Here is a 12,680-nt window from a genome sequence, read left to right as displayed (position 1 = left end):
GGGAAACAGGCGTCCTTTGATGCTTCGGCAGTTACTCTTGCGGTTCGTATAGCAGCCTTACACCATCGGTGAACAGCATCTGCTGTCCAGTATTCTCGGCAGAGACCTGAAATGTCACTTGCCCGGCAGTCAGTTCCCCAAATGGGGCATGGATTTCAAGCAATCCGTCCGACGTCACGAGACCGGAATCAAGTTCAGCAATCAGCCCATTCGTCTCCATCTGGAAACCCGAAGACGTCTCGAGCCGCGCTAGACCCAGAAACCGCGCCAGGCGGCTGCGTCCGTCCAACTCCCCTTCCGTTGCTGTTACGGTCAAATGGCTTCCGCCAGGGTTGTCGATCCGCATTTGCAAGTCATCGATGTTGACGGTATCTGGCTGCGTTGTATCGGGCCGGGCCGAGCGTGCATGGATCGACAGGATCGCGCCGTCATCAGTGACACCCGAAAACCTCGGTGCTGAAAGCCGCTGTTCCCTCGCGATGGCCTCGACTTCGGAAAAGGTGATTTCGGTAGGCTCGTTTTGCCCCCGCGCGAACAGAAACAGCGTGGCGAGGAGTGCAAGCGCGCAAAGCGGCAGCAGGATTTTGGCCCAACCGACCATTGCAGAATACAGATTGTCGTTGCCGCGCATGTTTAGACAATACCAGCACGCAGGCAGTCATGAATATGCAAAATACCGGCAACCTTGCCTGCGGCGTCGGGATCCACCGCGAATAGAGTTGTAATTTCCCGATTGTTCATCAAAGCCAACGCCTCTTCAGCCAAGGCGTGCGGGGCGATGGTCTGAGGTTGCGGTGTCATCACTTCGCCCGCCTGATGGGTCAATAATCCATCCATGTGCCGTCGCAAATCACCATCAGTGATAATGCCGACAAGGCCGTCTTTGCCGTCGAGCACGCCAACGACGCCAAATCCCTTCTGGCTGATGGTCAGCAAAACATCACTCATTGGCGTATCAACCTGGACAAGAGGCACAGTGTCACCCACATGCATGAGGTCTGCCACTTTGGAAAGCTGCGCGCCGAGTTTGCCCCCCGGGTGAAAGTCGCGGAAGTTCTCCGGGGTGAAATCGCGATATTTCATGAGCGCGATTGCCAATGCGTCTCCCAGTGCAAGGGTCATTGTTGTCGATGTGGTCGGGACAATTCCCGTTCCGCAGGCCTCGCCCAGATTGGGCAGAACAATCGAGATATCCGCTCGTTGCAGCAAGGTGCTGCCCGGCTTGCTCGCCACGCCGATCATCGGGATGTCAAAGCGGCGGGTATAGGCCACAAGATCTGCCAATTCGGGCGTTTCACCAGAATTCGACAATACGAGCACCACATCACCGCGTGTCATCATACCGAGGTCGCCGTGGCTCGCCTCAGCCGGATGGACAAAATGCGCAGGCGTCCCCGTACTGGCAAATGTCGCCGCTATTTTGCGTGCGATATGTCCGGATTTGCCCATGCCAGAGACAATTACGCGGCCGCTTGTGTTCAGTAAAAGTGTCACTGCCGCATCAAAAGAACTATCAAGCTGCTCGGCGAGGCGTTCTAGTGCGGTAGCCTCAGTCTTAATCACCTCTCGCCCGGTTTCCAGAAAGTGAGAATGCGCTGTCATCAATGTGCGAAAATGTCTACATCGGGCCATCCGGCGAGGTCGAGTTTCGCACGTGTTGGCAGGAATTCGAAACAGGATTGCGCCAATTCTGCCCGCCCCTCGCGCACCAACAACCCATCAAGCGCGGTTTTGAGCCGATGAAGGTAAATCACATCTGAGGCTGCGTAGTCCAACTGCGCGTCGGTCAATCTCTTTGCGCCCCAGTCACTTTGCTGTTGATGCTTTGAGATGTCGACGCCTAACATGTCCTGCAAAAGCGTTTTAAGTCCGTGTCGGTCAGTGAAAGTACGGACCAGTTTTGACGCTATTTTGGTACAATAGACCGGCTTTGTTAGTACACCAAATGTTTGATGGAGGGCAGCAATGTCAAAGCGCCCAAAGTGAAACAGCTTCAGAACATCGGGGTTCTCCAACATTGCACAAAGATTTGGCGCGCCGAAATGATTAGGTTGGATCTGGACTAGATGGCAATCACCGTCTCCGGCTGACATCTGGATCAGGCATAGACGGTCGCGATACGGGTTCAACCCCATCGTTTCGCAATCGATTGCCACAATCGGACCAAGATCCAAACCCTCTGGCAGATCATTTGCATAAAGGTGATTTGCCATCTGACGCGGCTCACTTTGCTGCTACTGTTCTGCAAATACGTGGTGCAAGCCGGATGCTCAAGCCCGCTTTGCAGCGACCTGAGGCTCTTGGCCAGCTTGCAGGGTGCGATGAGCGTTTTGGTTCAACCAATCGCGGAATTCGTCGGGCGGCATGGGCCTGCCATAGCCGTAGCCTTGGCCGAAGGCGCAACCGCGACTGTTTAAATGGTTAGCCTGAACATCTTCCTCAATGCCTTCGGCGACCACATGCAACCCAAGCTCACCGGCCAGTGCCAGGATTGCCCGCACCACGCTGTCCGCGCTTTGATCGGGCAAAGGCGCAACAAGCGACCGATCCAGCTTAATTCCGCTGAGTGGAAGCTGAGTCAGCTTAGAAAGCGAGGCGTAGCCGGTGCCAAAGTCGTCAAGTTCGAGCGCGATACCGCACTCGGCGAGGCTATCGATATTGATCGCAGCCATATCATCGTTGCCTTCAATCAATGTCGTTTCTAACACCTCAATCACGACCTGATCCGCTTCAAGCCCAGATTTTTGCAGCTGAAAAAGAAAACGTTCGATCAGGTAGGGGTCTGAGATCGTATCTGGTGCAGCGTTAAGTGAGATGCATGGCCGCCAAAGGTTTTCGTATTGCCAACGATCTGCCAGCTTAATTGCCGTCTGCCAGATGCTGTGATCGACATCAACCATCAGGCCAGATAACTCTGCCGCTGGGAGAAACTTGTCGGGCGTTAACAGGCCCCGTTTGGGGTGGCGCCAGCGGGCCAAAACCTCTGCGCCGTGTAGTGTGCCATCAGACAGCCGGATTTGCGGTTGAAACCAGGGCTCAATCTCTCCGTTTTTGATGGCGTCGACAAGATCAAGTTGCAACTGGCGCATGCTGCCGATTTCATCGCGGAGTTGATCGTGAAAATGCTGTGACCGGTTGCCACCTTGGTTCTTGGCAACCTGCAACGCCAAGCCGAGATCTGCAATCACGCTTAGCGGATCCTGTTTGCCGGCGGAGATCTCCATGTAACCGATGCTCATCGAAAGCGGGATACGCCGGGCATTCACCTCAAGCGGCTCCGCAAATGATGCGCGAATCCGGCCAACCAATTCCAGTGCAGCTTCATCGGAAATCAACACAAACTCATCACCGCCGATCCGCGCAACGACGTGGTCATCGTCGACACAACTTTTGAGAACAAGCGCCATCTCGCAAAGCACTGCATCGCCAAAGTCATGACCCGCAGAATCGTTGATCGACTTGAAATCGTCCAAACCAATCAGGATGACACTCATCTCTGGTCCGTCCTGATCGGAGAGAGCGGCCTTCAACGATGTCATCAGCGAACTGCGATTGGGCAGGCCGGTCAGCGGGTCATGGTTGATCATGTAATTCAACCAGCTGTTGGCATCTTGCAGCTCTTCACGCGATGTTTGCAGACGTTCGCTTTGCTTGCGAAGCTTTTGGATATTGGCCGTGACCGTCAGTTGTGCGGGGGCGAAGACAATCAGAATCTCGATGACCAGCATTGCAACGGACAGCTTGATCAGCGTCGCTTGCAGATCTGACAATCGGTCAATTTCTGCCCGTGCCGTGCTTTCGATCAGTTCCGTTGCCGCCCGCAATTCCCCTTTCAAACCACGAGCCGTGTAGCGTTCGTTCAAGGCTCTCTGAATAATGCTTTGTTCAACCGGCCCGGCCGTCGGTAAGCGCTTTGCAAGATCGGCAAAAATCCTAACGCGGTCATCCAACGGCCGCTCGGTTTCGAAGTAGTGGTTCTGCAATGCATCAGACCAGATTGGCGATGAGATGACGTAAGCATGCGCTTGCTCAAATGCAGCGATGTTTTGATCAAGCGTCTGGAAGAGCCGGGCGTCGTCGTCGATCGCAGCTTCGGTTTGCAGCAAGATATCGTAACCCAGAAGCACCTGATTGCTACCAACGCTCATCACAGTTTTTGCCGCGGTTCCACGTTCGGTGATCGTGCGATTGACCTGATCTATGGCAAAAAGCAGCGCAAAGATGATGGACAGCGCAAAGGCATAGTGCATCCAAAGACGCTCGGCATTCCGGCGCGACAAAAACTTGAATGCACGACGTGCAATTGACGTAAAAAGCTGCATCCAACGGGATCCTGCGAATTCTCACCGGACAGACCCTGACGCAGATTGATTAAGTTAGAGTTGAGCCAATTTTGACTTTTCGGGGTCATCGCCCTGCGGCAGATCGTAGCGCTTGCGCAGACGGTCGATGCGCGTGCCGTCGCGCAAGGGAACGTCGTTGAGACGATCGTAATCCTGAAATCCTAAACCGCTGTAGTAGCGTAGACCCGGCACATTGTCGGCGCGAATCGTGGCATCTATTGTCTCAACGCCAGCGGCCTGCGCGCTTGCTCGTGTCGCTGCGAAAAGGTGTTGTCCAACCCCCTTTCCGGCCACGTCCTGGGCCACAAAGGTCGCGATGTAAGCCCATCCCACCAATTCCGAATTTGTTTCTGGACCTGGTCTGACCAATGACTGAAACCCGGCGACCCGACCGTCAATTTCGGCCACATGACAGGCGATGTTCATCTCGGGCGCAATGTATTCCGTCTGCATCCGCTGGTCATCAAAGGGCCGTTGATGGGCGGTCGTTCCGCCTGCCGCGATGATTTCGTTCAAAAGGGCCGTCATATCTGCCGCATCTGAGGGTTTGGCCAGACGAATGATCATAGTGATGCCATCAATGTATGATGCCTGCGTGTGAAATCATCGCGGACATCCAATGGGGGACGCAATCTGATCTGAAACTCCGCCACCAAAGCTGCGTCTTGTTTGCCGAAGAACTTGTTCGCCTCAGTTTGCGTGAAACCCGCGATTTGCACCGCTTCAAGCCAAGCGGACAGTTTATCCGCGCGCTTGATCTGTTTCTTGATGGTCGCGGGAAGCAGAGCTGGAAGACCAAAGCGGCGATGGATCGCTGCGGTCAAACGTTCGTCGAGCGCGCCGTAATCCGGCCCGACCGCCGCCTTCACCGGGCTGATCATATCTCCGATCACATATTCCGGGGCGTCGTGAAGAAGTGCGGCAAGCTGCCACTTGGTCGGCGCCTGAGGTTGCTGCCGGGCAAAGATATCGGCCACAAGTAAGGAGTGTTCAGCCACCGAGTAGGCATAGTCGCCCTTGGTTTGCCCGTTCCACCGGGCTACAAACGCCAGACCGTGGGCGATATCCTCGATCTCGATATCCACTGGTGTGGGATCCAAAAGGTCCAAACGCCGCCCCGACAGCATGCGTTGCCATGCGCGGTGTTGTTTCATGCCATTGCCTGCATGGGGATGCTCCGCAACCAAGGGGGATCATTGTTGGCAACATCAGATAGAGGCGATTTCACGGCGATCGACATAGGGCTGTCATAGGATGATCTGGACTAGGGTTGCCAGTGTAAACTGCAACGGTTTCGCAGCTAAAGATGATGCGCATGACTGTACATTCGATAAAAATCAGCACGGAAAATAGTGCAAAATGCCCTTGCTGCACTTCGCACCCCTTGGTTGTTAGGACGACATTAACCACAGACTGCAATCGATACCCATGGAACGCCTTTCGGGCGCGACAAAGGCACCATTGCCGCACCAGCACGGCCCTGCTATCAGCGCCGCAACCCACACTGACACGGCCCAGGAGGCGGGAATGAAAGACTACGTTGTCAAAGACATCGACCTTGCAGATTTTGGTCGCAAAGAGCTCGATATTGCAGAGACCGAAATGCCGGGTCTGATGGCCCTGCGCGAGGAATATGGTGACAAAAAGCCGCTGGCTGGCGCGCGCATTGTCGGCTCGCTGCATATGACGATCCAGACGGCGGTTTTGATTGAAACGCTGGTCGAGCTGGGTGCCGATGTGCGCTGGGCGTCGTGCAATATCTTCTCGACGCAAGACCATGCGGCGGCAGCAATTGCAGCGGGTGGCACGCCGGTTTTTGCCGTCAAGGGGCAGACACTGGAAGAACACTGGGACTACCTCGATAAATCTTTCATGTTCCCCGAAGGCCCCAACATGATCCTCGATGACGGCGGCGATGCGACACTATACGTTTTGCTCGGTGCGCGTATGGAAGCAGGCGAGGATGTGCTGGCCGTCCCCACCTCGGAAGAGGAAGAGGTGATCAAGAAGCAAATCCAGAAGCGTATGGCTGAAAGCCCCGGCTGGTTTGCAAAGACCAAGGCCGCGATCAAAGGTGTGTCGGAAGAGACGACCACCGGTGTGCATCGCCTTTACGATCTGCACAAGAATGGGCAACTGCCATTCCCCGCGATCAACGTCAACGACTCGGTCACAAAGTCGAAGTTTGACAACAAATATGGCTGTAAGGAATCGCTGGTTGACGGCATTCGCCGTGCAACTGACACGATGATGGCCGGTAAGGTCGCTGTCGTCTGCGGCTATGGCGATGTGGGCAAGGGTTCTGCTGCGTCACTCGCTGGCGCGGGCGCCCGTGTGAAGGTGACGGAAGTCGATCCGATCTGCGCATTGCAGGCCGCGATGGACGGGTTTGAGGTCGTGCTGCTGGAAGACGTGCTCGACTCGGCTGATGTCTTCATCACCACCACTGGGAACAAGGACGTGATCCGCATCGAACATATGCGTGAGATGAAGGATATGGCGATTGTCGGCAATATCGGCCATTTCGACAATGAGATTCAGGTCGCGGCGCTCAAGAACCACAAATGGACCAACATCAAGGAACAGGTGGACATGATCGAGATGCCATCCGGCAACCGGATCATCCTTCTGTCCGAAGGGCGGCTTTTGAACCTCGGCAATGCGACGGGCCACCCGTCATTTGTGATGTCCGCGTCCTTTACCAATCAGGTGCTGGCGCAGATGGAACTGTGGAACAACGGTGACGCGTACGAGATCGGCGTGCATATCCTGCCCAAGCATCTGGATGAAAAGGTCGCGCGCCTGCATCTGAAACGGATCGGCGTGAAGCTGACTGAACTCAAAAAAGAGCAGGCGGATTACATCGGCGTCACCGTCGAAGGGCCGTTCAAGCCAGAGCATTACCGGTACTAAGCGCCCATGCGGCATGCCAGACGTCAGGCAATGGCGCAGGATGCCGCGAAGCAGACGCGCAAAAACAAGGGACGCAGCCTTGCCCTGATCAGGGGCCTGGCTGCGTTTGTTTTTGTCGGTGTGCTCGGTTTCGGCCTCTATCAGCTTCTGGTCCATCCCGGCACGCCACTGCCACCGCACTGGAACCCGACCAAGCCGCTGGTCGTCAGCCAGCCGGTAACGGCGCTGACCGAGTGGAAGCTGAACCGGGCGTTAGCCTCGACCGAAAGCTGTCTGACGACGATTGAGGGCTTCGCAGCACTGCAGCCCATGTCTGACTTCCGGGAAAGTGATCAATGCGGCATCACGGGTCGCGTCAATCTGCGCGCGGTGGGTGAGACGCGGATGAGCCCCATCGAGACCCGCTGTGCCATCGCCCTGCGCATGGCGATGTGGGAGCGGCACGGGCTGCAGCCTGCCGCACGCGATATTCTGGGAACGACCTTGGCGCGTGTGGATCAATCGGGCAGCTATAATTGCCGCACCATCCGCACCACCTCCGGCCCGTCAGAACGGATGAGCACCCATGCCACCGCAGATGCCATCGATATCTCGGGATTTGCCTTTGCCGATGGACGCCAGATCAGCCTGCTGCGCGATTGGGATGGGGCGGGGCCTGAGGCCGCCTTTCTGCGTGCCGCACGGGACAGCGCCTGCGACTGGTTCCGCGTGACCCTTTCGCCAGATTTCAACGCGCTCCACGCGGATCACTTTCACTTGCAATCAGTGGGCTGGGGACTGTGCCGATAGCAAAAGGGCGCGAACTGTGCCGCGCCCTTTCTGATGAGGCTGCGACCGATATCAGAAGTTGAACGCGATCCGCGCTTTCAGCGTCGTCACACCCACATCGATACCTGAATCGTTGTAATCCTCGAATTCGTGGTTCAGCAATTCGGCACCTAGATCGATGTTTTCGGTGATGGGAAAATCGTACCCGATTCCAACAAGATAGCCTGTATCATCACCGAGTTCAGGCGACGTCGCACTGACGAAACCTAGCGTACCGTAGACCAGACCCCTGCCAAGTTCGGTACCCAAACGCCCCTTGATCCGTGCGGTCGAATCCACTTCAACAGCACCATCGCCAATGTCATATTCGGTTTCGTCATAATCGACTTCAATACCAGAGACGAGACCGCCGCCAAGGTTGAACAGGTAGCCCGCAAAGATACCGAGTGAGTTGCCGTCACCGTCAAGCTCGGCACCTTCGTCGGTGTCGATTTCAGCGCTGCCGGCGGCAATACCCGCATAGGGGCCATTCCAGTCGCTTGCAAAGCCAGCCGCAGGGAAGGTGACAATGGCCGATGCCAGTAAGATATTCTTAAGTGTCATTACGATTTCCTTTATCTTTCGTTGACCATCGGTTTACGGCGCGATCCATGGGATGGATTTGCCTTCTTCTGGAACGTTTTTGTGAGGTATTTCCGGCGGCAAATTCCTGGATTTCTCATGCCCTTGACCTAGGCGGGGTCCAAAGCAAAACATCGCCGCCTGCTTTGGTTTGGGCTTTACCGGAAGTCGCATCTGCCATTAACGTGCCCGAGCGTTGCTTTGGGCAGCGGATATTGACCAATAACACGAACAGCGGGGGACACTCTCATGGGTAAAAGAGACGAGTTGATTGAAAAGTACGCGGACGACCTCAAGAACAAATGTGGCATAACGCCTGACATGGACCTTTTGACCAAGGTCACAATCGGTTGCGGCCCGGCGATCTATAATGCCGATGCGTCCACGGTGGCGAGCAGTCAGCCCGCCGAACTTGAGACGGTGAAAAATAACTTTTTGATCAAGAAGCTCGGTCTGAAAGACAGCCCAGAACTTGATGGCGCAATTTCATCGGTCCTCGATACTTATGGCAAATCGGAGCGCAATAAGTATCGCGCGGTGGTGTACTACATGCTGACCAAGCATTTCAAAAAAGAAGCAGTCTACGGCTAACTCACACACCATTGCGCCTGCCAAAGGTTTGGCGGGCGCGCTCTGTCTCTGCCACTCATTTGACTAAAGTTTTCAGGGCTATTTCGTTGCACGAGACCGTCGAAATTCTGTATGAGAAGTACAGGGTCAGAATGATCCGAACCTAGAGATTTCTTTGCGTGTGGTGGCTTGGTACGCGCGGGGTGAAAGAGGGTTCGGAGTTTCTCCGGACCCTCATTTCATTTAGAGCGCTATCAACACGCCGCCGATGATTGCAGCGGCAAGAGTCGCATATCCACCGTCGATGACGGCCAGCTTCCATGGTCGATCAGAATAGCCGGTATTGATGAAGATCCACGGAGTGATGAAGAACAGCCCGATTCCAAGACCGGACTGAACGCCCTTGGAGACTGTGTCGATCCCGGAAAGCGCAAAGGTGTGCCGCATCATGCCAGCCACCAGAATAATGCAGATGAACGACACGATGTAGGGTGTTGGATTGCTGCTATTGACTGGTTTGCCGTCATCACCAATGGCAATCTGTGCGGCTTCCATCCATGGCTTTGACAGTACCATGTAATAGACAGCGCCGAACACGAATGCAGCGAAAGCCGCAACCAGCACCGAAAGAATTTCCATGTTTATCCCCCATCTTTTGGAGGGGACTATGCCGCGCCGACTTGTCGCAGGCTAGGGCTTTGTCGCACCCATCGCGCAGATCAGCTGCCATTCGTCCGATGTCACCGGTTGGACGGACAGACGTGAATTGTTGACGAGTACCATGTCTTTCAACCGAGGTTCGGCCTTGATCATCTCAAGGCTGACGGGTTTTTCGAACGGCTTCACCGCTTTGATATCGACGCATTCCCAACGGTCGTCGTCGGTGGTGCTGTCGGGATGGGCCTCTGCACAGACTTCGACGATCCCGACAATCTCCAGCCCGGTGCGGGAATGATAGAAGAACCCGAGATCCCCCAGCTTCATGGCGCGCATGTTGTTGCGGGCCTGATAATTGCGCACGCCATCCCATTCCTCGCCCACCGCGCCCTTGGCCACCTGTTTGTCCCAGCCCCAGACATCGGGTTCGGATTTGAAAAGCCAATATGCCATCAGCCAACCACCTTCTTCCACGCGCGCAATGTCACTTCTTCAAAGAGGCCGGCCTTGGCATAAGGGTCATTCGCAGCCCATGCTTCTGCCGCTGCCATATCGGGAACCTCAAGTACGATGAGCGATCCGCACATCTGCCCATCATCGTCCAGAAACGGGCCTGCCACCTCGACCACGCCAGTTTCGGCAACGTAGTCGAGATGCGCCGCGCGATTATCCATCCGGGTTTGCAGCGCGCCGGGTTTGTCTTTGGTCATCAGGGCAAAACGCATTCATTCTTCCTTTAAGGGGCGTGACAACAAGGTGTTCAACGCAGTTGGCACGTCAGTTTGTCCATCTGTAAGGTCGGCCACAACCCTGCAGATCGGCATATCAAGTTCAAGCTTTGCAGCCAATTGGCGCACGGCCCGTGCTGTGGCCGCACCTTCGACTGTTGTGCCTGCGTCGAAATCCTGTCCACGACCAAGGGCCAGACCATAACGATAGTTGCGGGACTGGTCCGAGGTGCACGTCAGTACCAGATCGCCAAAGCCAGAGAGCCCGGCCAGCGTGTCGGGTTTTGCACCCAATGCCATCGCCAGCCGCTGCATCTCGGGAAATCCTCGGGTGATCAAGGCGGCGCGGGCGCTTCCGCCGAAGCCGGCCCCAATCGTGACACCGGCCGCGATGGCCATCACGTTTTTCAGCGCCCCGCCGAGTTCCGCCCCGACAGCATCAGTCGTCCGGTAAAGCCGCATGGCGGTTGTGGACAGGGCGGTCTGTAGGATCGCCCCCGCAGCCTCCTCATCGCAGGCGATGGTAAGCGCCGTGGGCAGACCGCGTGCGATGTCTGCGGCAAAGCTCGGGCCGGTCAGCATCGCGGCAATAGCGTCAGGAACCACATCGCGGATCATGCTTGCGGGGCCGGTCATGCGGGTTAGGTCGATGCCCTTGCAGCAGGCGACCAGATACTTGCCATCCAGATGAGTCTTATGGGTGGTCAGAAAGTCCCGCAATGTCTGCGCCGGGATGACGAGCAGGATGATGTCACAGGCAAAAAGGGGTTCTAGCGCCGCAGCGAAAGTCATCGCTTGCGGAAGCACGACGCCGGGCAGTCGCGCGTTAGTTCGCTCGGCCTGCATTGTGACCACGGCATCGGCGTTCCGCGCCCATAGCACGACCTCATTGTGATCAAGTGCGAGGGCAACGCCCAATGCGGTGCCGAAAGCTCCCCCGCCTGCAATCCCGATCTTCACGCCTTTGCCCCCTTCTTGCCAAAGCCCAGCATCGGTGCTGCCTGATCATCCAACGGCCAGCGCGGTCGCGCGGCGAGGGTGAGATCATCCACGCCGCCATGCATCATCTTCTCAATCCCTGCATAGGCGATCATCGCGGCATTGTCGGTGCAGAGATGCAAGGGTGGCGCGATGAACGCGGTGCCCGATGCCGCGCAAAGTTGCAGCATCGCATCTCTGATCGGCCCGTTCGCAGCGACACCACCCGCAATCGCAAAGCTGGGCTTTGCGGGGTCCTGTGCCAGATAGATGTCCAGTGAGCGGCGTGTTTTTTCGCGCAACACGTCGGTTACAGCGGCCTGAAACCCGGCGCAGAGGTCCGCTTGATCTTCAATTGTCAGTCCACCTTTTTCGGCAACGATGCTGTCGCGCGCCCGCAGGATTGCGGTTTTCAATCCGGAAAACGACAGGTCGCAACCCGGCTGGTTCAAGAGTGGGCGCGGCAGCATGAACCGCGTCGGATCGCCGCCCTTCGCCGCCGCTTCAACCGCGGGTCCGCCTGGTTGTGGAAGGCCGAGAATACGCGCGGTCTTGTCAAAGGCTTCACCCGGAGCGTCATCTATTGTGCCGCCCAGCCGCGTGTAGCTGTCATGCGCGTTGACCAAGAGGAACTGACAATGCCCGCCAGAGACAAGCAGCATCAGGTAAGGGTAGGCGATCTGATCAGTCAGTCGCGGCGTCAGCGCATGGCCCGCCAAATGGTTCACGCCGATAAGCGGCAATCCTGTCGCGGCGCAGATCCCCTTGGCGCACATGACGCCCGACAAGACCCCGCCGATCAGGCCGGGTCCGGCGGTCACAGCCACGCCATCAAGGGCAGCAAAAGACAGATCCGCCTCGCGCAAAGCAGCCTCAACACAGTGATCGAGCTTCTCGGCATGTGCGCGGGCAGCGATTTCGGGAACGACGCCCCCAAAATCGGCGTGCAGGGCGGTTTGGCCATAGACGATGGACGACAAAATCTCCGTCCCGCGCACAACGGCCGCTGCCGTGTCATCACAGCTGCTTTCGATCCCAAGAAGCGTCAGGTCTGCGGTCATCTGCCATCCGGTTGCGTGTTCCCCGATGGCAGGTAACACTG

Annotated in this window: 15 protein-coding genes; 3 read left to right on the top strand and 12 right to left on the bottom strand. The window is 56.5% G+C overall.

What is annotated here, in order from left to right; all coding sequences use genetic code 11:
- Positions 1 to 31: 31 nt before the first annotated feature.
- Genes SLH49_RS15195 through SLH49_RS15170 form a run of 6 tightly spaced genes read right to left on the bottom strand, consistent with a single transcriptional unit; the run spans position 32 to position 5,497 of the window.
- Positions 32 to 631, bottom strand: a complete 600-nt coding sequence (locus SLH49_RS15195; RefSeq protein WP_320270011.1) for a hypothetical protein — start codon at positions 629 to 631, stop codon at positions 32 to 34.
- A 2-nt stretch (positions 632 to 633) separates the two neighbouring features.
- A complete protein-coding gene (locus tag SLH49_RS15190; protein WP_320270010.1) occupies positions 634 to 1,602 on the bottom strand; it encodes a KpsF/GutQ family sugar-phosphate isomerase in 969 nt (322 codons plus the stop codon).
- Positions 1,602 to 2,213, bottom strand: a complete 612-nt coding sequence (locus SLH49_RS15185) for a ribonuclease D (protein ID WP_320270009.1) — start codon at positions 2,211 to 2,213, stop codon at positions 1,602 to 1,604. Before SLH49_RS15185 ends, SLH49_RS15190 begins: the two co-directional genes overlap by 1 nt.
- Before the next feature lie 57 nt (positions 2,214 to 2,270).
- Positions 2,271 to 4,322, bottom strand: coding sequence for a bifunctional diguanylate cyclase/phosphodiesterase (locus SLH49_RS15180; RefSeq protein WP_320270008.1), 2,052 nt, complete (start codon positions 4,320 to 4,322; stop codon positions 2,271 to 2,273).
- Positions 4,323 to 4,376: 54 nt separating this feature from the next.
- Positions 4,377 to 4,910, bottom strand: a complete 534-nt coding sequence (locus SLH49_RS15175; protein WP_320270007.1) for a GNAT family N-acetyltransferase — start codon at positions 4,908 to 4,910, stop codon at positions 4,377 to 4,379.
- Entirely contained in the window at positions 4,907 to 5,497 is a 591-nt protein-coding gene (locus SLH49_RS15170) for an HD family hydrolase (protein ID WP_320270006.1), read from the bottom strand. Before SLH49_RS15170 ends, SLH49_RS15175 begins: the two co-directional genes overlap by 4 nt.
- Before the next feature lie 373 nt (positions 5,498 to 5,870).
- Here SLH49_RS15170 and ahcY point away from each other — a divergent pair, with 373 nt between their 5' ends.
- Complete coding sequence (gene ahcY / locus SLH49_RS15165; RefSeq protein WP_320270005.1) at positions 5,871 to 7,256, top strand: adenosylhomocysteinase; 1,386 nt, start codon at positions 5,871 to 5,873, stop codon at positions 7,254 to 7,256.
- A 6-nt stretch (positions 7,257 to 7,262) separates the two neighbouring features.
- Positions 7,263 to 8,045, top strand: a complete 783-nt coding sequence (locus SLH49_RS15160) for an extensin family protein (RefSeq protein WP_320270004.1) — start codon at positions 7,263 to 7,265, stop codon at positions 8,043 to 8,045.
- 51 nt (positions 8,046 to 8,096) lie between these two features.
- On the opposite strand, the gene SLH49_RS15155 is transcribed toward SLH49_RS15160, so the two are convergent.
- A complete protein-coding gene (locus SLH49_RS15155) occupies positions 8,097 to 8,627 on the bottom strand; it encodes an outer membrane protein (RefSeq protein ID WP_320270003.1) in 531 nt (176 codons plus the stop codon).
- Between the two features lie 267 nt (positions 8,628 to 8,894).
- Here SLH49_RS15155 and SLH49_RS15150 point away from each other — a divergent pair, with 267 nt between their 5' ends.
- On the top strand, positions 8,895 to 9,236 hold the full coding sequence (locus SLH49_RS15150; protein WP_320270002.1) for a DUF2853 family protein: 342 nt from the start codon (positions 8,895 to 8,897) through the stop codon (positions 9,234 to 9,236).
- 222 nt (positions 9,237 to 9,458) lie between these two features.
- On the opposite strand, the gene SLH49_RS15145 is transcribed toward SLH49_RS15150, so the two are convergent.
- From SLH49_RS15145 to tsaD, 5 genes are read right to left on the bottom strand one after another with little or no spacing between them, the layout of a single operon-like run.
- Positions 9,459 to 9,854, bottom strand: coding sequence for a DUF1761 domain-containing protein (locus tag SLH49_RS15145; protein WP_320270001.1), 396 nt, complete (start codon positions 9,852 to 9,854; stop codon positions 9,459 to 9,461).
- Between the two features lie 51 nt (positions 9,855 to 9,905).
- Positions 9,906 to 10,325, bottom strand: a complete 420-nt coding sequence (locus SLH49_RS15140; protein WP_320270000.1) for an EVE domain-containing protein — start codon at positions 10,323 to 10,325, stop codon at positions 9,906 to 9,908.
- The gene (locus SLH49_RS15135) at positions 10,325 to 10,597 is read right to left on the bottom strand and encodes a YciI family protein (protein ID WP_320269999.1); all 273 of its coding nucleotides are present in this window, start codon (positions 10,595 to 10,597) and stop codon (positions 10,325 to 10,327) included. The genes SLH49_RS15140 and SLH49_RS15135 overlap by 1 nt, the downstream gene beginning before the upstream one ends.
- Complete coding sequence (locus SLH49_RS15130; protein ID WP_320269998.1) at positions 10,598 to 11,560, bottom strand: NAD(P)H-dependent glycerol-3-phosphate dehydrogenase; 963 nt, start codon at positions 11,558 to 11,560, stop codon at positions 10,598 to 10,600.
- Positions 11,557 to 12,639, bottom strand: a complete 1,083-nt coding sequence (tsaD, locus tag SLH49_RS15125) for a tRNA (adenosine(37)-N6)-threonylcarbamoyltransferase complex transferase subunit TsaD (protein ID WP_320269997.1) — start codon at positions 12,637 to 12,639, stop codon at positions 11,557 to 11,559. Before tsaD ends, SLH49_RS15130 begins: the two co-directional genes overlap by 4 nt.
- Positions 12,640 to 12,680 lie beyond the last annotated feature (41 nt).

This window comes from Cognatiyoonia sp. IB215446 (assembly GCF_033963825.1).
Taxonomy (GTDB): domain Bacteria; phylum Pseudomonadota; class Alphaproteobacteria; order Rhodobacterales; family Rhodobacteraceae; genus Yoonia.
Note: the sequence above shows the minus strand (reverse complement) of the source record. Positions and strands in the feature narration are given on the sequence as shown.